The sequence below is a fragment of the Anaeromassilibacillus senegalensis genome (assembly GCF_001261775.1).
GTDB lineage: Bacteria > Bacillota > Clostridia > Oscillospirales > Acutalibacteraceae > Anaeromassilibacillus > Anaeromassilibacillus senegalensis.
In genome coordinates this window covers 365,552-388,693 of the sequence record NZ_LN868537.1, presented here as the reverse complement: position 1 = coordinate 388,693, position 23,142 = coordinate 365,552, and the positions used below count along the sequence as shown (strand labels likewise).

The 23,142-nt window shown below is 53.0% G+C and carries 18 protein-coding genes; 5 read left to right on the top strand and 13 right to left on the bottom strand.

Features of this window, described 5'->3' with window-relative positions:
* Nucleotides 1-7 precede the first annotated feature (7 nt).
* The 3 genes from BN2106_RS07450 to BN2106_RS07440 all read right to left on the bottom strand — a co-directional run bounded on the left by BN2106_RS07450 (nt 8) and on the right by BN2106_RS07440 (nt 3,015).
* Nucleotides 8-886 (bottom strand): YicC/YloC family endoribonuclease, encoded by an 879-nt coding sequence (locus BN2106_RS07450; RefSeq protein WP_050697939.1) that lies wholly within the window; start codon nt 884-886, stop codon nt 8-10.
* 223 nt (nt 887-1,109) lie between these two features.
* Nucleotides 1,110-1,727 (bottom strand): TrkA C-terminal domain-containing protein, encoded by a 618-nt coding sequence (locus BN2106_RS07445; protein WP_050697938.1) that lies wholly within the window; start codon nt 1,725-1,727, stop codon nt 1,110-1,112.
* Between the two features lie 28 nt (nt 1,728-1,755).
* Entirely contained in the window at nt 1,756-3,015 is a 1,260-nt protein-coding gene (locus BN2106_RS07440; RefSeq protein ID WP_050697937.1) for a diaminopimelate decarboxylase, read from the bottom strand.
* Nucleotides 3,016-3,308: 293 nt separating this feature from the next.
* On the opposite strand from BN2106_RS07440, the gene BN2106_RS07435 reads away from it, so the two are divergent.
* From BN2106_RS07435 to BN2106_RS07425, 3 genes are all read left to right on the top strand, one after another.
* Nucleotides 3,309-3,878 carry a folate family ECF transporter S component gene (locus BN2106_RS07435; RefSeq protein WP_074017460.1) on the top strand — a complete coding sequence of 190 codons (570 nt, stop codon included), beginning with the start codon at nt 3,309-3,311 and terminating at the stop codon, nt 3,876-3,878.
* A gap of 103 nt (nt 3,879-3,981) precedes the next feature.
* Nucleotides 3,982-4,542: a YdeI/OmpD-associated family protein gene (locus BN2106_RS07430; protein WP_050697936.1), complete on the top strand. Its 561-nt coding sequence runs from the start codon at nt 3,982-3,984 to the stop codon at nt 4,540-4,542.
* Between the two features lie 71 nt (nt 4,543-4,613).
* Nucleotides 4,614-5,144, top strand: a complete 531-nt coding sequence (locus tag BN2106_RS07425; protein WP_050697935.1) for an AAA family ATPase — start codon at nt 4,614-4,616, stop codon at nt 5,142-5,144.
* Between the two features lie 254 nt (nt 5,145-5,398).
* On the opposite strand, the gene BN2106_RS07420 is transcribed toward BN2106_RS07425, so the two are convergent.
* The 8 genes from BN2106_RS07420 to BN2106_RS07385 are packed head-to-tail and all read right to left on the bottom strand — an operon-like array spanning nt 5,399 to nt 13,078.
* Nucleotides 5,399-6,079, bottom strand: a complete 681-nt coding sequence (locus tag BN2106_RS07420; RefSeq protein ID WP_050697934.1) for a fructose-6-phosphate aldolase — start codon at nt 6,077-6,079, stop codon at nt 5,399-5,401.
* A gap of 21 nt (nt 6,080-6,100) precedes the next feature.
* On the bottom strand, nt 6,101-7,012 hold the full coding sequence (locus BN2106_RS07415) for a glycyl-radical enzyme activating protein (RefSeq protein ID WP_050697933.1): 912 nt from the start codon (nt 7,010-7,012) through the stop codon (nt 6,101-6,103).
* 12 nt (nt 7,013-7,024) lie between these two features.
* On the bottom strand, nt 7,025-9,427 hold the full coding sequence (locus BN2106_RS07410; protein WP_050697932.1) for a glycyl radical protein: 2,403 nt from the start codon (nt 9,425-9,427) through the stop codon (nt 7,025-7,027).
* Complete coding sequence (locus tag BN2106_RS07405) at nt 9,424-10,467, bottom strand: LacI family DNA-binding transcriptional regulator (protein ID WP_050697931.1); 1,044 nt, start codon at nt 10,465-10,467, stop codon at nt 9,424-9,426. The genes BN2106_RS07410 and BN2106_RS07405 overlap by 4 nt, the downstream gene beginning before the upstream one ends.
* A 28-nt stretch (nt 10,468-10,495) precedes the next feature.
* The gene (locus tag BN2106_RS07400) at nt 10,496-10,924 is read right to left on the bottom strand and encodes a secondary thiamine-phosphate synthase enzyme YjbQ (RefSeq protein ID WP_050697930.1); all 429 of its coding nucleotides are present in this window, start codon (nt 10,922-10,924) and stop codon (nt 10,496-10,498) included.
* 1 nt (nt 10,925) lies between these two features.
* Entirely contained in the window at nt 10,926-11,780 is an 855-nt protein-coding gene (locus BN2106_RS07395) for an amidohydrolase family protein (RefSeq protein ID WP_050697929.1), read from the bottom strand.
* Nucleotides 11,770-12,729: a sugar kinase gene (locus BN2106_RS07390; RefSeq protein ID WP_050697928.1), complete on the bottom strand. Its 960-nt coding sequence runs from the start codon at nt 12,727-12,729 to the stop codon at nt 11,770-11,772. Before BN2106_RS07390 ends, BN2106_RS07395 begins: the two co-directional genes overlap by 11 nt.
* A 13-nt stretch (nt 12,730-12,742) precedes the next feature.
* A complete protein-coding gene (locus BN2106_RS07385) occupies nt 12,743-13,078 on the bottom strand; it encodes a cupin domain-containing protein (protein WP_050697927.1) in 336 nt (111 codons plus the stop codon).
* A 380-nt stretch (nt 13,079-13,458) separates the two neighbouring features.
* Between BN2106_RS07385 and ald the strand changes: the two genes are divergently transcribed.
* Complete coding sequence (ald, locus tag BN2106_RS07380) at nt 13,459-14,574, top strand: alanine dehydrogenase (protein WP_050697926.1); 1,116 nt, start codon at nt 13,459-13,461, stop codon at nt 14,572-14,574.
* A gap of 34 nt (nt 14,575-14,608) precedes the next feature.
* On the opposite strand, the gene BN2106_RS07375 is transcribed toward ald, so the two are convergent.
* A complete protein-coding gene (locus BN2106_RS07375) occupies nt 14,609-15,940 on the bottom strand; it encodes an MATE family efflux transporter (protein ID WP_050697925.1) in 1,332 nt (443 codons plus the stop codon).
* Nucleotides 15,941-16,276: 336 nt separating this feature from the next.
* Entirely contained in the window at nt 16,277-22,204 is a 5,928-nt protein-coding gene (locus BN2106_RS07370) for a glycoside hydrolase family 97 N-terminal domain-containing protein (RefSeq protein WP_050697924.1), read from the bottom strand.
* Between the two features lie 463 nt (nt 22,205-22,667).
* Here BN2106_RS07370 and BN2106_RS07365 point away from each other — a divergent pair, with 463 nt between their 5' ends.
* On the top strand, nt 22,668-23,087 hold the full coding sequence (locus BN2106_RS07365) for an acyl-CoA thioesterase (RefSeq protein WP_050697923.1): 420 nt from the start codon (nt 22,668-22,670) through the stop codon (nt 23,085-23,087).
* Nucleotides 23,088-23,142 lie beyond the last annotated feature (55 nt).

The following is a 23,142-nucleotide window of genomic DNA, read 5'->3' as shown; positions in this document are numbered from 1 at the left end:
CCGGTCTTTATTCAATATTTTGGATTTGTTCCCTGATTTTCTCAATTTCCGCTTTCATATCCACCACAAGATGGGCAATCTGTGCATCCACAGCCTTGGATCCAATGGTATTTGCCTCCCGATTCATTTCCTGTACCAGAAAATCCAGCTTTCTTCCCACCGCCGCGTCTGCACGCAGCATATGGTCCAGCTGGTCAAAGTGACTGCGCAGGCGGACGGTTTCCTCCGCCACGGCCACCTTATCCGCAAAAATAGCAGCCTCTGTAAGAATCCGCTGCTCGTCCACCTTCGCGTCCGCCAGCATTTCGTCCAGCCGCGCCTGTAATTTCTGCTGGTATTCCGCCACGGTCTGCGGGGACCGCTCCTCAATCTGTGCTACCAAGTTCAGGATCGTCCGCGCGCGCAACTCGATGTCTTCCCGCATGCGTGTTCCCTCACGCTCCCGCATCCGCACAAAGGAACCAAACGCTTCGTCCGCGGCCTTTTGGACCGCCTCCCATATGGCGTCCTCGTCCTCGGGCGTCTTGTGAATGGTAAAGATATCGGAATACCGGGCCAACGTACCGACAGACAAATCATCCTGCAACTGGTACCGTTCCGCCAACTCACGCAGCGCATGAACATACCCCGCTGCAAGCGAGTGGTTCACCAGCACCTGCGCATCCGCATCCTCCAGCGTTTCAATGGACACATATACGTCCACCTTGCCGCGTGCGATTTTTCCCTGCAGGTAAGATTTTAACTTTTCTTCCAAAAAGCCATACCCACGGGAGATGCGCGAGGAAAACTCGAAATATCGGTGATTGACCGATTTCATCTCCAGGACAATGCCACGGCCGTCGATGACTCCTTCAAACCTGCCGTAGCCGGTCATGCTTTTGATCACATCATCATCTCAATTCAAAATGTAATTCATACCTTCACAGGGACAGCGCGTCCCAACTTTTTACATATGTTTTTATTGTAACAGCTTGAGGTATCGATTGTCAAGACGGGGACCGCCCTTCTTCTCTCTCCCGTTTTCTCCCTTTTACGCGCATTTTGACCGGCAGTTCCAGATTTTCCTCCGGAAAATGGAAAGGCCCGCGGAAGCGCTCCACGGGCCGGTGTCACGATATAAATTCCTGGACTCTCGGCACAATGCCCGGCAGGCCTGCCACCACCAGCACATCCCCTGCCTGGAACCGCACATGCGGTCCCGGGGACAAAAGAATTTCTTCTCCCCGGCGAATCGCCACGATCGTCCCCCCGGTGTTCTGCCAAAAGCCCGATTCTCCAACGCTTTTTCCCATCAGGGAAGACGTGGAGGGAACGGTAAAATCATAATTGCGAAGCAGGTCGCTCTCTGCAAAACGCCCGTTCAGGTCGGTAATACGGTCCATCAGCTCCAAAATCTGGTCATTCAGACGATTGCGCTCTTTGATCAGGCGGTGCATCTCCCGCTTTAAATACCGGGCATTATGGTTCAGCTGAAATTTTTCCGTATAGCTGACCGCACTTCCCTGGGACACCACGGTTGAACCGACATTGTCCTGCGTTTCCACAACGCCTGCGTCCGCAAGGCAGCGCACAGCGCGGCGGATCGTTTCAGAGGAAACGCCGTACTGCGCTGCCAGAAGAGAGCGGCCGCTCAGTCTCTCCCCTTCGGCTATCGCGCCTGCGGCGATCTTTTTTGCAATGTCAAACGCCACCTGCTCATAAATCGGCGGGTTGGGACTGCTTTTCATCTCTGTCGCCTGCCACTTCTTTTCCGTATTAAAGGTCCTTGAAAAGTCCTGTAAAGTCAAAGGTTGCAAAATAGTCTTCCGGTGTCTCCGCTCTGCGGATCAGTTCCGCGGAGCCGTCCTCTTTCAGCAGAAGTTCCGCGGAACGCAGCTTTCCATTGTAATTATAACCCATGGAAAACCCATGCGCACCCGTATCGTGGATGACGATGAGGTCGCCCTTGTCAATCTTCGGCAGCATCCGGTCGATCGCAAACTTGTCGTTGTTCTCACAGAGCCCACCCGTCACGTCATACTTGTGGTCGCAGGGCTGGTCCTCTTTCCCGGCCACCGTGATGTGATGGTAGGACCCGTACATCGCGGGGCGCATCAGGTTGGCCGCACAGGCATCCAGACCGATGTATTCCTTATAAATATGCTTCTCATGGATCGCCGTTGCCACCAAGCAGCCATTCGGCGCCAGCATATAACGGCCCAGCTCCGTGTAAATCGCTACATCGCCCATGCCCGCCGGGACCAGGACTTCTTCAAATGCTTTACGTACGCCCTCGCCGACCGCAAGGATGTCCACCGGCTCCTCGTCGGGCCGGTACGGAATTCCCACGCCGCCGGACAGATTGATAAACGCGATGTGTACGCCGGTTTTTTCCTTCAGCTCCACCGCTGTCTCAAACAGGATGCGGGCCAGCGTTGGATAATACTCGTTCGTGGTTGTGTTGCTCGCCAAAAACGCATGGATGCCAAAGTGTTTTGCGCCGAGCTCCTTGAGCTTTTGAAAGCCTTCCATCATCTGCTGCTTTGTTAAACCGTACTTTGCCTCGCCGGGGTTGTCCATAATGGTATTGCTGATCGCAAATTCGCCGCCCGGATTGTACCGGCAGCTGATCGTCTCCGGGATGCCCACCAGGTTGTTGAGAAAATCAATGTGGGTAAAATCGTCCAGATTGATGATCGCCTGCAATTCCGAGGCGTATTGAAAATCCTCCGCAGGCGTGACGTTTGACGAAAACATGATGTCATCGCCGGCAAACCCGCAGGCCTTTGCCATCATCAGCTCCGTCAGGGAGGAGCAGTCCACACCGCAGCCTTCCTCCTTGAGAATGTTTAAAATAAACGGATTGGGCGTCGCCTTCACCGCAAAATATTCCTTAAATCCCGGATTCCAGGAAAAGGCCTTTTGCAGGTTGCGCGCACATGTCCGGATTCCTTTTTCATCATATAAATGGAACGGCGTCGGGTACTGCTCTACAATCTGCTGCAGCTGCTCCTTTGTAACAAACGTTTTTTTCATTTTCAGGTTCCTACTTTCCTTATTTCATTCATTGCCGCCGCAAGTTAGCAATAATCAACTTTCAAAAATACGGTATAAGTATAAAAAATTTTCCGAATTTTGTCAAGATAAGAACGCATAAAGATTCATTTCCAGCTGCCTTCCTTGCCGGATGCGCAGTGATATGCTATAATCGAGAGCGTTTGGTCGAATCCAGGCGGCGACAATTCCCGATTTGCAGGTATGAAGCCGTTACCCGTTCAGAACGAACAAAATGAAATACACCTTTTATCCCATTGTAATGGAGGTATTCTATGCATAAAAACGAACCCTGGTGGAGGAGGTTTCTCTCTACTCTGCGGCAATCCGCCGCCGAACAAAAACGTTTGCAATCTTTGGTCATGACCGCACTTTTGATCGCTATGAATATTGCTCTGTCTTCTTTTCGTCTACAGCTAACACCGCAAACCCGCATTAGCTTTGGATTTCTGGTCAGTGCGCTGACAGGCATGCTTTTTGGCCCGGTGGTCGCCTTTAATGCGGGCGCCATCGGTGATATTTTGACGTTCTTTATCGCGCCCGGCGGCCCCTACTTTCCCGGATTTACATTGACTGCCGCTCTTGAAGGTTTTGTGTACGGCGCCTTTTTATACCGACGTCCTGTTTCGCTTGGCCGCATCGCCGCAGCGAGAATCTCCGTTTCTCTGCTGCTCAACGTCCTGTTAAACACTTTCTGGCTTGTGATGCTGTATGGTAAATCATACGAGCTTCTACTCCCGGCCCGGCTGACGAAAAGCCTGCTGCTCCTGCCGCTTGAAATTCTGCTGCTTGTGGCCGTAGGACGGGCAGCGCAGAAGATCGCGCGGCGCACTGCCGTAACATAATGATAAAGAATCGTTCCACAGGCCTTTCCATTCAGCCGGATTTACCGTATAATGGGGAGCAAACAACCATGTAAAACTCCCATATATTTAAGGAGGAAATTTCATGAAAGAATGTTTGATCTTTCCCGACCAGGCCTCTTTCCACGCATGGCTGGAGCAAAACGGTACAGACTGCGATGGCGTATGGCTTTTGTTTGGCAAAAAAGGCGGACCGGTTACGCTCACTGCAAACGAGGCTTTGGAAGAAGCCTTATGCTTTGGCTGGATCGACGGGCAAATGCAAAGCATCGACGATAAAACGTATCGAAAATACTTTTCCGTCCGCCGGGAAAACAGCAAATGGTCAGAGAAAAACAAGGCGCTGGCCGAGCGATTGATGCAGCAGGGCAGAATGACCGATTGGGGCAAAAACAAAATGGAAGAAGCAAAGAAAAACGGCCAGTGGGATGCGCCGAAGCCTCCGGCTATTACAGAGGAAGAAATTGCGTGCCTGTCCGCCCTTCTGCAGGGGCACGAACCCGCCTATACAAATTTTACGGCTATGCCGCTCTCCGTCAAAAAGACATACACCCGTGCTTATCTCGATGCAAAAACAGATGCGGGCCGGGAAAAGCGCTTTGCCTGGATGCTGGAACGGCTGCATCAAAACCTGAAACCCATGTAGTTTTAAAATCCTATTTTTAAACAATATTTGGCTGTTTTAAAGAGAACTAAACTTTACGAGGGATGATTCATATGATCCATGGCATTGCCATTGCCGGTGCCAATGGCAGCGGCAAAACTACCTTGGGTAAACATCTTGCCAAACTACTTGGATTTAAACACATGGATGTTGAAGATTATTATTTCAAGGACTCTGTCATCCCTTATGCAAATCCTCATACCAAAGAAGAAGTACAAAAGCTTTTATTGGCTGATATTAAACGCAATGGACGGTTTATTTTATCCGCAGTAAACTGCGATTTCGGCAAAGATATTAATACTCTGTACGATTGCGTTATATATATCAAAGCGCCCCTTGAAATAAGGCTTCACCGCATCAAACAAAGAAGTATAGACAAATTTGGATGTCGTGTTTATAAAGGTGGAGATCTATACGAACAAGAGCAGGCTTTTTATAATTTTGTGGCTTCCCGCTCAATGAAAAAAACTGATGCATGGATGCAAAGCGTAAAGTGTCCTGTTATCTATGTTGATGGAACAAAACCTGTCACAGATACCGCCAAAGCAATAAAAGAGAACATTCCAAAATTTATGAACATCTAGATTAAGAAACGGTTTAAGCTCACAGCAGCTGACGATTTGTAAATGATCAGATTGCTTAAAATGTGTACAGCGCCACACCGGACATATAAAATACTCTTTGCATTCAATGATAGCTATCCGCTGCAGCGGCTTTGAACGTTCAAAGCCGCTGTTTTTTTATTGTATTTTACATAGAAAATAAAGCGGCACAACATACTTTCGCACATTGCGCCGCTTTTGATCAAATAAATCTGGCTATCCGATTCCGTTCCGGATTACGCCATATTTTGCAGAGTATCTTCCCCGTACACCGCTTTCCAGTCCGCGGCAAAATCCCTGACTGCCTTCTCCACCGCCGCGCTTTTGAGCGCATCGCAGAGCAGCGCGGGCTGTACAGTCACGGTCTGTGCACCCGCCATCAGTGCGTCGTTTACCTGCGCCATGTTCTTAAAGCTGGCAGCCAATATTTTTGTATTCGCCCCGGTACGTCCGATCATCTCCGCAAAAGCGGCAATCACTTCCCGCGCGTCGACGTCCAAGTTCTCCATGCGGTTGAAATACGGCGCTATAAAATCCGCTCCGGCAGCAATTGCTAAAAATCCCTGTATTTTGGAGTAGATCGCAGTGGCGGTCACGCCGACGCCCTTCTCCTTCAGCGCCTTCATAGCCTTAAGGCCCTCTTCCGTCGTTGGCACCTTGATATAGACCCGTTCGTCCACCTGCTGCAAAATGGTTGCGGCATCCGCGAGGATTCCCTCACAGTCTTCCGCCAGCACCTGAATATGCAGTGTCCGCTCCAGCCCGATCAGCGCTCGAATTTTGCGGAAATGCGCAAAGAGATTCAACTTTCCCTCCGCCTTTAAAATACTCGGATTACTTGTAACACCGGTAATTGGAAATGCATCGCAGCAGCGGCGAATCCATTCCAGATTTGCGGTGTCCAATAAAAATTCCATCTCTTATCCTCCACTGTACGGTTACCCTATTTTTACAGTTATGCCCTCCGTATCCACGCTTTGAAGCAGCGTTTCCAGCTCCTCCCGGCGCATGGACTCCCGCGCCGGATAGGAATACGCTTTCCCCAATGCAGTATATTTGCCGATGCCAAACGCATGGTACGGCAACAGGCGGATCGTCTGCACGCCCATCTCGCGCGCCGTATGCAAGATGTCCTGCAACTGCGGAACCTGATCGTTAAAGCCAGGAATCACCGGCGTACGAACCTCCAGCGGTACCCTTCCGCATAGCTTCGCAAGCGTCTCCAAAGGCCGGCGGTTTGAAGCACCAATCACCCTTTGGTGAATCACATCGTCCGTGTGCTTTAAATCGATCATTACAAAATCCAGCAGCGGTAAAAGACCTTCATAAACATCCCACTCGTTGTTCCCATTTGTCTCAATGGCTGTGTGTATCCCCTGCTCTTTGCAGAGGCGCAGGATCTCTTTTAAAAACTCCGCCTGCAGAGTTGGCTCCCCGCCGCTGAACGTCACACCGCCGCCGGAGGCCTCGTAATACGCCTGATCCTTCAGGATCTCCTCCATCACCTGCTCCGGCGTCCTGTTTTTTCCCATCATCCGGCAGCTGTCCGCCGTACAGACCGCGGCACACTTGCCGCATCGTATGCACAGCTCTCCGTCCGTCACATAGTTTCCATCCACAAGGGAAATCGCTCCGGCAGGACACACCCGCGCACAGCTTCCGCAATGGGTACAGAGCGAATGCGCATGAAATATTTCCGGCCTGGAACTGAGGGATTCCGGATTATGACACCAGGGGCAAATCTGGTTGCAGCCTTTCAAAAACACCACCGTGCGGATGCCCTGCCCATCGTCCAACGAAAAGCGCTGGATATCAAACACACAGCCCAACAGATTTCTTTTCTCTTCCATATAAGCTCTCCGTTACGACGCGTACTCGGTCCGCGCGATGAGCTGGTCCTGCCACTTCTTTTCCAGCTCCACATAGAAGGCGCTGAAACCGGCTACTTTGACCACCAAACTGCGATATTGCTCCGGATGCCGCTGTGCATCCTCCAGCACTTCCCGGCTGATCACGTTAAACTGCACCTGGAAGCCGCCCTTCATAAAATAAACGCGGATTGCACTGGCGACCTTTGCCACCTTTTCCGCGTCGTTCAAGGACGTCGGATGGAACTTCACGTTCAGAATCGAGCCGTTGTCCATCAACGCGTGGTCGATCTTTGCAACAGAGTTGAATACAGCCGTCAGGCCGTTGTGGTCCGTACCGGGTGTGGGAGACAGGTTATCCGCGATTGCCTCCCCGCTAAGACGGCCATCCGGCGTCGCGCCGATCACCTCGCCGTCGATCACGTTCATGACGACGGTCTGCGCCGTGCAGCCGAACTGTCCGCCGCGCAGGGGCTTATATTGCTTCATCTTCTCCGGCATGATGCGGAAGATGCGGTTGCACATGGCGTCGACTTCGTCCTCATCGTTGCCCAGCTTGGGACAATCCAGAAGCGCCTTGCGGACCGCCTCGTTTTCTTCTCCCTCAAAGTTCGCGTCCATCGCTTCCAGTACGCGCGCCATGGAGTATTTCTTCTGCTGGAACACCACGCGGTCCAGTGCGGTCAGCGCATTTGCCACATTGGGGAAGCCGTGTGCATGCACAATGGTATCGTTGTAATTTGGCCCGCGCCCCCAGGAGATGTCCTTCGCCATGTCGATGCGGTAATTCATCACGGCAGAAAGGAACGGCGTCGGGGTTAAAGTAAAGTAGCTCTCCGCAATGGCGCTCTCAATCTTCGGGATAAACGGCAGGTAATAGTCGAGCTGCTCCTCGAACAGTGCGATGACCTCGTCGATGGACGTGCAGTCTTTTAAAGACCTGGATGAGGCGCACAGCACCTTTCCAGTCGCGGGATTGCATCCGCCGTGCAGCGCCAGCTCCAAAATCTTGAGCATGTTGACATACACCGGCGTAACGCCCGTGCCGTGCTTGCCCGGCACGCGCACCTCCGAGCAGCCCATGGAGGCCCAGTTGCGCGCGTCCCGCAGACTGACACCCGCGCGGATCATCATATCCACCGCGATGTCGTCGTTGAAGAAGGCCGGCATGCCGCCCTTGTGCGCGACCAGCGCCTCCAGGCTCGCCTCGATAAAGGCAGTCGGCGTAGTTTTGCCGATGCTGACCACCACGGTGGGAATGTTCATGTTCGTGTTGCCCAGCGCCCTCAGGAAGATATACGAAAGCGGGTTGACCGCCGTCTCGCCGTCCTCCGTCTGTCCGCCCAGCGTGATGGACTGAAACAGCTGGTTGCCGCCCAGAATTTCCGTCGTGCCCCAATCGCGCAATTTGTTCGCCTCAAAGCACTTGAGCAGGAAGCATTCGTATAACTGCTGCGCTTTTTTCGCATCCATAGTCCCATCCGCGCAGTCGCGGCGGTAGAACGGATACAGGAAGGAGTCCATGCGGCCCATGGAGATGCTGTGCCCGTTGGATTCTATTTGAATGAGCAGATGCACCGTCAGCACAAGCTGCAACGCTTCATAGAAGGTATCCGGCTTCTCTGTGGAAATTTTATGGCAGATACGGGAAAGCTCCGTCAGCTCCGCCTTGCGACCCGCGTCGGGCTCGCTCTTTGCTGTTTCAATCGCCAGATGCGCCAGCCGCTCCAGATACTCCTTTGTCCCCTCCATACAAAGAACAACGGACTCCAGGAACGCACGTTGGTCCAGATATTCCGGGTCATGTTCATCCAACAGGGACAGACGTGTTTGCGCGTGCCGTGTCACCGCTCCCAGTCCGGTTTGCAGCAAGCTGACATAATCCGGAATAATATGCCCGTCACCGTTCTGGTTGTGCTCAATGGACATGGTCTGGTTGATACTCGGATGCTGGTGGCCCTTCCCATCCGGGCCCGGCTCCATCAGATACTCGCCAATCGTATCTTTGAGCGTATAGTCCACGCGGTCAAAATGCGTGGCGCCGTCCCAAGCATCACACATCTTCCGAATTTCCGCCTTCTGCTCTTCCGAAATGGGAAACTGCTGGCTGGGACGCGCCGCAAAGGTATCCAGTTCGTCGCGGATCCAGTTGACCGCATATTCCGGGAACAGAGCTGCCGCGCGCGGCTTGCTCGCCGTGTTGCCCAGCAGCAGATCGTCCGGGCCGATGTACAGCGTCATTTCCCGCAGGTAGCGGCGGAATGCGCGCGCCCGGCGGATCACCACAGGCTGCGCTATATTTTTCAAGCATTCTTCCGTATAAATCCGGCCGCGTTCCAGACAGATTTCCGGCTTTGTCGAAAGGATATACTCTTTGATACGTTCGGTTCTGGTCATGGGGTACCTCCTTTTTCTGTACAGATCATATGTGGTTTTAAGTAAATATGCTCCGACGGATGCTCTCCGTTTTCAATCAAATCAATTAATTCCTCTACCGCACGCCTTCCCATTTCGTTCGGGTCCTGCTCCATAATCAGAAGATCGCGGAAGCAGCCGGCGACGCCCGCAAGCCCGGCCTGTGGGTAGCGCAGAGAAAACGAATCGAACGCGGCAATATCCACCGGGTCTCCCCCGCCGATGCCCTGCACCAGCTTGCCGAGACGTTCAAAGTCCCAGGTGGTCGCCAGCATGATAGCGGTAAACTTCTGGGCTTCGCCATACGCCCGGTAGATCGGCTGGTAAGACAGCTCCCGGTTTGAATAAATATATTCTTTTATGCTGTCCAGTCCATGCGCCGCCATCGCCTGCTGATAGCCGTCAAAGCGGTCCATCTGCGCCGTGGTAAAGATCGACCGCCCATGGAACACAAATAAAATGTTCTTGTGACCGCGCTGGATCAACTCTTCCGTCAGTTCAAACGCTCCGGCGCGGTTATCGGTGGTCACATAGCTGCAATCCAGGTCCGGCAGGAAACGGTCCACAAACACCATGGGCAGGCCCCTGCGTTTCAGTGCGCGGCAATTGTCCAAATTGGCCATATTATCCGATGCGCTGACGATGACGCCGTCCACAATGCCGCTGCTGCAAATATCCAGACAGCGCCGTTCCGTCTCCGCGTCCTCGTGGGAATTCAGGATCAGCACCTGATAGCCCAGCTCCCGTGCGGACAGGCTGATCGCGTTGGTCAGCTCCGTCAGGAACAAAAAGTCCAGGCTCGGCTGGATCAGGCCGATCACACGCTTTCGCTTGACCCGCGCCAAGGGACCGTCCTCCCCGGCGCCCGCGCCGCGCGGCTGGTATCCGTACTTACAGGCCAGCTTTAAAATGCGCGCCCGCTTATCCGCACAGACCCGCACCGGCTTGCCGTTGAGCACCTTGGACACCAGCGAACGGGAAACATGCGCCTTATCGGCAATGAATTGCAGCGTTACTTTCATCTGGTTTTCTCCTTGTTGGCCCTGTGTGTTATTCGCCCATCACCTCGATGGTGATTTTCCGCATCTGCGGACCGTCAAATTCCGCAAAATAAATCTCTTGCGCCGCGCCCAGCAGCATCTCTCCGTCCCGCACCGGGAACGCGCAGTGGTTGCCCGTCACCATGGCGCGCAGGTGCCCCGTCGCATTGGCGGAGGTGCGGCCATAGGTTGGTAGCCAGTGCGCATGCACGTAGGGGGCGTCGTCCGGCACCAGATTGCACAGGACGGTTTCCATATCGCTTTCCAGACATTCCAGCCCCTCGTTTACCGTAATGCCGGTGGTTGTATGGGCTGTAACCACAAACACCATGCCGTTCCGGATGCCGGATTCCCGCACCGCTTCGCGGACGGAATCGGTTAGCCGGACAAATTGAAAGTGCTTTTCGGTTAAAACCTCCGCGTCCTGAAAGTATACCATACTAATCCGCCTCCCCATAGATAAAACGTTCCGCGTTGCCGCCCAGCACCTTCTGCAGCGTTGCGGGACGGAGCGCCAAGTCTTCCACCGCTTCCTTCATCCGCAGCTGTTCAATACGCGGGTAACCGGAGCCGAACAGCACCTTACTGTGCAGGCTGCGGTCCAGCCAGAACGCGCCCAGCTGCTGTCCGAACACATGGTGCATGAACTCTTTTGGGGAGTCAAAATACAGCATGGACGTATCCGCATAGAAATTCGGATACTTGATCAGAAGCGCCGCGACGTCCTCCACCCACGGCCATGCAAAATGTGATACACAGACGCGCAGGTTCGGATGCGCCAGCAAAACGTCCTCCACCAAAAGCGGCTTGCCGTACTTGGCGGGCGCATCCGGCTGCAGGCTGACACCCATTTGGAAAATCACCGGTTTGTTATATTCTTCACAGAGGCTGTACAATGGCTCCAGCGCCTCATCGCCCGGATAGAAGCGCTGCGTGGACGGGTTCAGCACCAGGCCGCTCAACTGTAAACGGGTGAAGGCGTCCTTCAAAACTTCCGGAGCATCCTCCCTGTGCGGGTCCACGCTTGCAAAGCCGATCATGCGGTCCGGGGCCAAGTCCACTAAAGTCCGGATTTCCTCATTTGTCACAATACACCCGCCGCAGCGCGTTGTCAAATCCTCACCCAACAAAACCGCCTTATCGATTCCCGCCGCGTTCAATTGTGTGATGAACAGCTTCATCGGCCACACATGCTGTTTATACAGCCCAAAGGTTTTGCGCCGAAATGCGACGCGCTCCGGGTCCTCGCTGATTTCCTGAATAAACCCGGGATAGGTACAAAGATCAATGACCAAAGGAATTCCCTCCCTCTCCATTCCGCATCAGAGCCAATACCGCTTCCCGGTCCGGCGCGCCTTCCATGGGGCCTTTCTTCGTCACAGACAGCGCGCCCGCCGCGTTGGCAAAGCGACCACAGTCCTCCAGAGACATACCGTCCAGCAGCGCCACCAAAAACGCGCCGCAGAAGGTGTCACCCGCTCCGGTGGGATCGATCTCCTCCACCTGGTAACTCGGCACATCCACCACGGTATCCCCCTGATAAATCCGGCATCCCAGCTCCCCGCGCTTGAGCACGACGGTTTTCCCCTGCCGGACCCATTCTGCGCAGCCCGCTTCATCGTCGGGCGCGCCGGTCAGCATCGCCGCCTCACTGACGCTCGGGAAGACGATGTCCGCACGCTCGATCGCCGGGCGGCAGATTTCCCGGATTTCTTCCACGCTCAGTACCTCCGGGCGGATATTCGGGTCAAAGCTCAGCTTTGCATCCTCCGGCAGGCACTCGATCAGCTTATATACCGCCCGTGCGCTGCTCTCGCTGGAAGAAATCGTCACACCCGTGACATGGACCCATTTGACACCCTGCAATTTTTCCGGCTGGATATCCTGTTCATCCAGCATTCCAGCCGCTGCATGCCGCCAATGATAGATAAAGGAACGCTTGCCGCCGGAATAGTACCCTACAAACGCGGTGCCGGTTGTCGCACCGGGCTGCACGCGAATCATCTCTGTGGAAACGCCGCTTTCCTGCAAACGGTCCAGAACACATTTTCCAAAGTCGTCCGGGCCAACCACACCGATCATTGCGCAGTTCCCGCCGAGCTTCGCTGCGGCATTGATGACAATGGGGGTATCCCCGCTCGGATACGGCCCGATCAAATCCGCCGCCCGGTCGAATGGGCGATCCACTTCTTTTCGCATAATTTCCACCAGCAGCCCACCGATGGTCACAATATCATAAGCCATGGTTTTACTCCTTTCAATGCTCCGCACAGCAGACAAACAGCAGTTTTAACGGTTCCGTTCCCGGATTGCTTACCACATGCGGCAGGTCGCGGTCGTTGACAATCAACTCCCCCTGTTTCACCAAAACCTGTTTCCCTGTGGCCGGGTATTCCACACAGGCGGTTCCCTCCACCACATAAAAAAGCTCATCCGCGTTTTTATGTCCTCCATCATAGCCAGCGGTTTTCCCCGGCTCCAAACACAGCAGGCCGCTTTCAAACTGGTCTGTTTTCAGCGCGCGATAAATGACTGAATCACCAAACAACTCCGATGCCTGTGCCATCGGCTGAATGCTTTCTCCGTACTGCACAATCGTTCCTCCCTTTCTGCAACGCATTCTGTTTACTATGCTCATTATACGCTTGATACAATGTTTATCACAAACTTTGAAATAACATTATATTTTATGATATTTTGTTGACTATTATTGATTTTTTTATTTATCTATCTATTTCATTTAAAATCTTAAATTATTGCCTGTTATCTATATAAATCATCTGGTAAAGCAAAGAACTAAAATCATTTTTCCCGTTTGCGGGTTGTTTCGTCTCTTTTAAAGAAAAGGCTGGCAATATCCCCTTCCCAGCCCAACAAATTATTAAAATTTTTCTATTCCTATTGACGCGCTGTGATGAGATGTTACAATAAAGTATCAAATGTTGAAAATCGACATATTAGGAGGTTTTTCCCATGATTATCGGTATCCCAAAAGAAATAAAGCCGCAGGAGTGCCGCGTTGCCATCACCCCCGCCGGTGTGGACGCATTTGTTCATGCGGGCCACCGGGTGCTCATTGAAGAAAACGCCGGGCTGGAGAGCGGTTTCACCAACGAGGAATACAGCGCCGCGGGAGCGGAACTCTATACATCCGCCAAACAGGTCTTCGATGACGCAGAAATGATTATCAAGGTTAAGGAACCCCTGCCTCCGGAATACGATTGGCTGCACGAGGGACAGACGCTGTTTACCTACCTGCACCTCGCACCCGACCCGAAGCAGACACAGGCCCTGCTGGATCGCAAAATCATCGGCATTGCCTATGAGACTGTACAGCTCGCCAACGGCGCCCTTCCTCTTCTGGCTCCCATGAGCGAGGTCGCGGGCCGCATGTCCGTGCAGATCGGCGCCAATCTTCTGGAAAAGAGCAACGGCGGACGCGGCGTGCTGTTGGGCGGCATTCCCGGTGTGGAACCGGCGCACATTGCCATCATTGGCGGCGGCACCGTCGGCACCAACGCGGTCAAGATGGCGGTTGGCCTCGGCGCACAGGTAACGGTTCTCGACGTCTCCGCGCAGCGATTGAGCTACCTGGACGATCTCTTCCGCGGGCGCGTCGTCACTCTGATGTCCAATCCGTACAACATCGCCAAGGCGGTTCAGCGCGCGGATCTGGTGGTCGGCGCGGTACTGATTCCGGGCGCCAGAACGCCCCGCCTGGTCACAGCGGATATGGTTCAGTCCATGAACCCGGGTTCCGTCATCGTCGATGTGGCCATCGACCAGGGCGGTTCCGTGGAAACCATTGACCGGATCACCACGTTGGAAAATCCGACCTTTGAGAAATTCGGCGTTGTGCACTACTCCGTCGCCAACATGCCGGGCGCCGTGCCGCGCACCTCCACCTTTGCGCTGACCAACGCGACACTGCCTTACGCGCTGCGCATTGCGGAAAAAGGCGCAGTACAGGCGATGAAAGACGATCCCGCCCTGCTGAGGGGCCTGAACATCTACAAGGGCAATCTGACCTATCGTTCCGTAGCGGAAGCGCAGAACCGCGAATATACCCCCGTTGAAAGTCTGTTTTAAACACAACCGGATATAGCAAAGGGAACCAGCCGAATTAAACGGCCGGTTCCCTTTTTTTCGTTCTGAAATATTGCAGGCTGTACAACACCGTCAAAAGCAGTGTCATTCCTTCCGCACAGGGAATCGTCAGCCAGACGCCGGTCATGCCCAAACTCCAGGCCAGCAGGAAAATGACTGGTACAATGGCCGCTCCTCCACGCGAAATAGACAGCACAAACGACCGCACCGGCTGCTCCAGCGCGGCAAAAACCGCCGCCGCTATGATATTAATCCCCATGATCAAAAACGCAAGAAAGTACAGGCGGACACCTTCCTCTGCCATTCGTGCCAATTCCGCATTCTGTTCCCCATTGAAAACAGAGACAATCGGTGTGGTAAACAGCAGACCTGCCGCATAAAAGCATACGCCGAGGGCAATCGCCAAAAGCACCGCATAAGAAAACGTCTTTTTTATGTTCCGATGTTCCCCCATGCCGTAGTTTGTGCTGATCATTGGCTGAATTCCCTGCGCCACACCTGTAAAAATACCGACTGCCACCAACGCCATATTGGCGATGATTCCGTACGCCGCCACGCCGGTATTTCCTGCAAGATGCAAGATTACCATGTTAAAAATCAGAATTACAATGCCGGAGGAAAACTCCGTGATAAAGGAGGGAAGGCCGAACGTCAGGATGCGGAGCAACCGCCGCCCACTCACACCGCACCGGACCAGATGGAACTGGTTCTTCCGCTTCCGTTTATGCAGCAGCAAAATCAGCATGCTGACAAGCGGCGCAAGCCCTGTCGCAAAGGCCGCACCGAACATCCCCAGCCGCAGAGGAAAGATCAGGATATAATCCAAAAGGATATTGAGCAGGCTGCCCGCCAGCATCGCGGTCATGGCAAGCTTTGGATTTTGATCGTTGCGGACAAAGCAAACAAAAATATTGTTGAGGATAAAGGGACAGGAAAACGACAGCATTGTCTGCAAATAAACCGTTGCCAATGTATGAATATTTCCTTCCGCACCCAAAAGACGCGCCAGCTGTCCCGCGTTCACAACCCCCAATATTGTGAATAAAACGCCTGCAACGGCTCCCAGCAGCAGCACATGGGTAAACACACGGTTTGCCGAATCTGCCTCCTTTTCGCCGCGCAGGATGGCGTACCAGGTTGCTGCTCCCATCCCCAGCATCAGCCCAATTCCATTGATAAAGCTGTATACAGGCAGCACCAGATTCAGCGCAGTGATCCCGGCACTCCCCACGCCGTTCGCAATAAAATAGGTATCCGCCAGAATATAACAGGACAGGCCGATCATGCTTAAAATATTGAGCGAAACATAGCGTGTAAAGGTCCGGAGCAGGGGTTCGGTTTTATGCATCTAATCTCCTCCTCTTCTTTTGGCCGGAAAAATAAAAAAGCGCCAGACGCTCCATGCCCAATGGCCTAACGGCATGAAGATCCAACGCTGAATACCCGGCGGTACTGCACATTCAAATGTAACGCCGCTTATTATATCCGACCTGTGCGCACTTGTCAAGCTTGAAAACGACAGCCGCCCCCGGTTCTCCTACCGGGGGCAGCCTATCTGATCGCCTATTCAATACATCCTCCTATCGAGGATTTCCTTATAAACCTATTTTATACAGGGGCTGCCATGACCTGCCGCCAGCCGGGACACGCATGCGGCAATTCTCACAACTAAACGAAATGATCTTTAACCGATGGTTACTGTGCAGTGCTGCTGCGGCGCTTCATTTACCATTGTGGTATACACGCCTGTGCTTTCGCCCGGTGTGCCAACCGCCCATACACGGTAATAGTAGTCGTTACCGACCTTCGCAACAAACTGCGTCTTCAGAACACTGCTGTTGCCAACTGTAAAGCTCGGTGCCGCCGGGCTGCCGTTCAGAACTGTCATCTTGAAGCAATACGCCTGCCCTCTCTTCAGTGTAAACGGAAGCGTTGTGTCGGAGCGGACAGAAGCCGCCGCTTTTACATTCTGTGCCGCGTTTACAACAGTTGCCGGAACCGCAACCGCTGTACCGGAATCACCGGACGGCCGCTTCGAACCGGAGTTGGAGGAAGAACTTCCGCCGGAAGGCTTGTTATTCTTCTTGGTCTCCAAGGCCTTGTAAGCGCTGTTCAATTCCGTTTCCATACTGTCAATTTCTTCCTGTGTCGCATCCTCATTATTGAGCATACGGAGCGCGTTGGCCATCATAGTGCGGACGCGCGCCGCGCTTTCCGGTGTATAGGCACTCAGGTCGAGGGCCTCCACCTCTGCGACCAGATCACGCAGGGCATCCTTGTTCGGTGTCTTGCGCAATTTTCCAATTGCCTTGACCAGCGCCTCAGCCGCCGCATCCACCTGCTTCTGCGTTGCATTTTGATCTGCCAGGACGCTTTCCGCCTCTGCCAGCGCATCGCGGTATGATTTGAAATCGTCTTTATCGATATTAATGTATTCGCTGAGATCGATGTCTGCCGCCATGTCCACCAGATTCTGGAGGTTCTCCACACTTGCCGCATCCACCAGGGCCAGTGCCGCCGCACGCAGCGTATCATAGGCTTCCTTGACGTCCGGCTGGAGCGCATTTTCGTCGTCCAGTACTTCCTGTGCCGCCGCAAGGGCTGCTTCAAATGCCGCCACGCTGTTCGGCGTGAAGTTCTCCGTCTCAATGCTGTTCGCATAGTCGACCAGCTCGGTCAGCTCCGCCTTATCGCCTTTAACAAAGCTGAGCATGTGAACTGCGTCCAGCAAATCGGTCCATGCATCGTTGACCTGATCCTGTGTCACCGCGACGGTATCGCGTACGGTTACCGCGTCCGCCAATGCATTTTCAAACTTTTCTTTGACCACCGGCACCAGGGATTCCATGTCGTTGTTTGCGGCATAATCCTGCGCATAGGTGATCAGGTTGCGCAGAATACGCTTGTCAACCTGTGTAAACGCAAAGTTCAGCTCCTGCGCCTTGCCGTCCGTGGTAAACTCATAGATAAACGATTCTGTGTCCTTGACCGCCTGATCAACGCCGTTGACACTGATGAAGCTGAATTCTCTGCCTTCTACACGCGGCTTAAACGCCAGTGTATACGGGGTATCAGCTTCCACCTTTTTCACTTCATACTTGCCGAGCAGATCCGCGAGCTTCTGCGCTTCGCCGTTGACGGTGAGCGCCACGCTGTTACCATACTTGACGGAAAGCGTTCCCTCATCCGGAACAACCGGCTTATTGCTCTTGGCAAACGGGATGACCGTGCCGGTTTCGCTGTCCACCGGATAATACGTAAAATCGGTAAAGGTAACGGGCTTGTATTTATTGGAGTTGCCGGTGCTGGCGTATACGCCAATGCGCAGGTCTTCCGCTGCAACATCTTTCAGGTTGTTGTATTCCTGGCTGCGGATTTCCGTCCAGTTCTCACCGTCATAGCTGTAATAGCTGGTGAACATTGCGCCGTTTTTGACCAGCTTCAAATAGGCGTCCTGATCCTTCTGCGTGTCCACCTGATACGGTTTTTCCACGCCGCCGGCCACCATAGCAAAGCACTGGTCCTCAAAGAAGCTGTGATGTCTTCTCATGGCTGCCACAACGTTATTGGTATCGGTCATCACTGCAAGCGCCGCAGACTGGAAGTCGTCCGTAAGACCGCCGCTGACCTTGACACTGATGGCAAAGTTCTGATCCGCCGGGGCAGTGGTCAGAACATTTCTCAGCGTGCCGCCTATCTCTCCCTCCTGCATGGTGATGCTGACGGAATTCTCACTGTTGATGGCCAGATTGTCCGAAACCTTATTGATTACAGACCAATCATTACCCAACACATAGTCATCCTGGATCCAATAGGCATAAACGGTCATGTTGCCGGTTACTTCCGTATCGGTGGTAAACGCGGCGCCCTTGCCGTCCGGCTCTGTAAACCATCCGCCAAAGGTATAGCCTTCGCGCTCCGGATTCTTTGGCAGGCCGGTCACCGTCGTCGCCGGGAACACAACGTCCATCGTTGCCGGAGAGGCAGGCACATCCGCATCCTGGCTGTCAAACGCAACCGTGTAAGTGCTGATGTCATCGCGCAGTTTTGCAAACGGGATGACCGTTCCCTCCGTACTTTCGCCCGGATAGTAGGTGAAATCGGTAAAGGTGGCATCCTTATAGGCGGCAGAGTTGCCGGTGCTGGTATACACGCCAATCTTGATATCCTTTGCCTCTGCATTGGCGATGTCGCCCTTCGCATCCTGGCTGCGAATTTCTGTCCAGTTCACGCCGTCGTAACTGTAGTAGCTGGTGAAGGTTTTGCCCTTTTTGACCAGTTTCAGGTAAGCATCCGCATCCTTGTTGGTATCTGCCTGTGTCGGCGTCTCTGTCATACCCTGGCCCTTCTCGTTGCGGACCATGGCAAAGCAGTTGTTGCCAAAGGAGCTGTGGTATCTTCTCATCGCACTGACAACGTTTGATGTGTCGGTAAATGCTGTCAAAGCAATCGCCTGATAGTTCGCCGTCAGGCCGCCCGTTACCTTGACACTGATGGCAAAATCCTGATCGGCCGGCACGGTTGCAAAGATGTTGTCCAGCGTATTGGTACCTTCGCCAATTTCGCCCTGCTGGGACGTAATGGTAATGGAGTTCTCGTTATTATAGCGGACCTTGTCCAGGTCGTCGTTGACAACGGACCAGGTCTCATCGTTGATGATATACTTATCCTGAATGACCGTCAAAGCACATTCCGCCTTGATGGTGGGATCAACCGGGGAAACCGCTGTAATGACCGCAGTACCGGGCGCAACGGCGGTGATCTCGCCGGTTGCGGACACGGTTGCGACCGATTCGTCGCTGGAAGTCCAGTTGACGTTCTTAATGAGTGCGTTTTCCTCCAGTGTGACGTCCGCCTTCAGCGTAACCTTTTGGCGTGCTTCCATGCTGAGTACATTTTTGTTAAGCGTAACAGAAGCAATACCGGCGGGCTTCTCTTTGACAATTTTAATGGCGCAGCCGCCGCCCTTCTTCATGGGAACGGTCAGCTTGTCCGCCTTGGTGACCTCAATGCATTCCATTGCAATATCATTGCGGCTGGTACCGGCATCTTTGTAAACCAGCGCATAATATTTGCCGTCGCCCAGGAAATCAAGCGGGAATTCCGCGTCGCGCGCTTCCGTCGTGGTGGAGGCGCCGAACCAGTTCTCGCCGCTGCGGCGCACCATGGTGACAAAATCGCCCGGATAGGCGTCGATCAGCTTGGTGTCATCCCAAACAGCGGGCATATCCTTGTACAGCGAGTACGTCGGGCTGTTCAGATAATCATCCGGGCCACTCGCCATACAATGCAGGCCGCTCTGGATGAGAATGGAAGACGCAATCTGGAAGCCAATGGTGCTGGAACTGCCTCTGGGATACAAAGTCTCCGTTACATCCGCCGCGCCAACTGCACAGCGGGTAAACGGCAGGATTGTAAACTGTTCCGGTTTGAGATCCCCCTGCTCCTGGCCACGGATTGCTTCACGGGTCAGAACGTTCTGATAAGTGCGGGTCTCACCGGTCGGCTTATTGGCGCCGTGCGCGTTTACCACCATTTTTAATTCGGAGCACTGCTCATAAACATCGGTAAAGAGCTGGGTTCTATCCTGTGTTTCGCGGTCAAAGAAGTCGATCTTAATGCCCTTGATGCCCTTTTCTGCCCATTCGATCAGGCGGGCGTCACGTTTAGCCTGTGTGTTCAGATCATCACAGATGACCCACGCAATCAGGCCCACGCCTTTGCTGTCCGCATAATCGACGATCTCATCAAACCAATCGTAATACCCGGCATAGCGGCTGTCGCTCCCGCTCGGTGCGTGCGGCTGCCAGCCCTCATCCAGAATATAGTATTTCCAGCCCATTTCGGCTGTAAAATCAATATACCGTTTAATCATATCCGGATCATGCTGATTCGCAGAGGTCTGACCCGCTGCAATCCAGGACCAGGAGGTCAAACCCGGATGCGCCCAGGATTCATAATCATACTCGGTTTTTTCCGGCGCGCTCAGGTTTTCCACCATGGTATTCTCCACGATATCCGCCAGCGTTCCGGTGATTGCAACTCTCCACGGGGTCTGGAACGGCGCGGAGGTGACCACCTCTTTGGTGCCCTGCTGCGGCGTGTAGGAGACACGCAGAACACCGTTTCCTTCCGCCTTGACCATGGAACCAATGTATTCGCCGCTAAGCTCCGCTTCCGTCAGAAGGGCAAAGTCGCCCTCCGGCGTCTCATAGAGCAGCGGAATGGACTGGCCGCCGGTGACGTCTTCAATCTGCTTCTCATAGAAGCTGTCCTCATAGGACCATGCACCGCCGGTACCGTGCGCCATCGCCCAGGTTTTGGAACCCGCCGGCACCTGGAAGGCCGTCGTTTCATGGGAAATTGTCATATCCTGCTCGGAACCGTCCGCTGAGCGAATGGCATAGCGGAAAGCCACACCGTCGTCGTAGGCACGTACAATGACGTCAAATTCCATGTTATCCTTTTCAAAGGTGATGGTGCGTTCCATTGCATGGTTTACATAAGCATCCTTCTTGCTGGAAATAACAGAATATGTCTCGTTGATTTCCTTTGCATCCGTGACGCTTTTGAAGGTCAACCCGCTGGAGAAATCGCCCAGGCTGGTTACAATACCGGTATCCGCCAATCCGAGAACTGTCCTCGTTTCATTCAATACGGAATAGGAAAGCTTTCCATCCGCATTCAGTGCAAACACCGCGGTGCTGCTGCCATCCGGAGACTGAATGGACCAGGTGGTCCCCTGTGTTTCCGTGCCGACAATCAGTTCTACCGCACCGGTTTTGGTAACATCGCCCAGCGTCGCCGCGCAGGAGATTGTCACCACACCGTTGGAAACGCCGGTTACTACACCGTCACTATCCACGGTCGCAACATCCGTGTTGCTGCTTTCAAAGGAAAGACTGTCAAAACCTTCTGCCTTGGAATCGTCCACCAGGATACCGGATGCCGTGATCTTCGAGGTTTTCCCCACCTCCAGGATCGAATTTGACGCCTGCAGGGATACTCTCTTTAAGTTCTTTTGAACGGTTCCGTCCAGAACAATTTGCGCGTCGCCCCAGACGCTGTGGTCATTGTTTTTATTGTCTCCGCCGTCAGTTGAAATCAACGTCAGCAGTTTGGTATCGGCGGGAACTTCCACGTCAATGGTTTCCGCCGCCGCATTGCCACGGATTACGCCGGTCTGCTTCAACACCTTGTCGTCCGCTTTGACGATAAACGCACAGCTTGCCCCATCGCGGCCACTGTTAATACCAACTTCCGCGTGGAAGGATTTTACACCTCTGCCCTCGATATCATAGGAGATTTCGGAAGGTGCATGGGCAAAAACACCCTTGCTGTAGGTTTTGAGCGATCCGTCCGCCTGTACCAGCTTCAGTGGATTGCCGTCCATATCTTTGTCCTTGGTTGCATTGCTATACCCCACGGAAGCGGATTTCCAGTTCATATCACTCAGATAAATGGGAATATCCTGCCCTTCCTGCAAAACAATGGCGTTTTGGGTTCCTGCCTGTGCGGCTTCAGCGGCCGCAAAAGCCGGTGCGGAAGCTGCAAAAGCCATCTGTACTGCCAGCATCATTGCCAACGCTGACCGAACGGTCTTTTTCTTCATGTGTTTACCTCTCTTCTACTCATTTTACAGACTCCTTGATTTAGACCGGTCACCGGTCTTCTTTCCCCACAATTACAATCGCTGTCTTTTATTGCTTTCCTAAAGATTACAAACAGCAAAATTTTCCATCAATTGAATTTTTATGTACTTATGCATAAAAAAACCTGCTGTTATGAATCTTTTCCATAACGTTATCACAGATGATTTTGTAATTCAATATCCTATCTTCAAAATGATACAAGATTACATAATTACGCAACAATAATCCATATCCCATTGGTTGTTTGTTGTTAATTAATAAAAATAGATAATTATTTAAAAAGATTTAATTATTAATTTAAAAAATACTGCCAAATGACTGGAAAAAATCACCTTGCCTTTTTCTTTTTTATGGTTTAGAATCATCAATAAATCGTTCTGTAAAAACTGATACAAAATAACCTGTTATGGGAGGGAAACACCAATGACGTCGATCAGCAAAATCGTCGTACGATATGCGGAAACAGACCAAATGGGAATCGCGCACCATTCCAATTACCCGGTGTGGTACGAAGTGGCGCGCACCAATTTGATCAAAAGGATCGGTATGACCTACTCAGAGATGGAACAAATGGGCGTTATGACGCCCCTGGTAGAGCTGCAATGCCGGTACAACGGTGTTGCCCGGTATGAGGATGAACTGCTGGTGGAGGCCTGTGTGGAGCAGCTGACCCCCGCCCGCGTCAAATTCCGGTATCAGATTTTCCGCAGCGGCGAAGAAACGCCAATCAATACCGGTTATACCCTGCATGCCTGGGTAGATGCGCAAACCTTTCGGCCCATCAGCATGAAAAAACGCTTTCCGGAGCTATATCAAAAAATTCAAGCCTCCATTGAGACATAAAAAGTCCGGCTTTGCCATGAATCCATGATGCAAAGCCGAACTTTTACCGTCATTT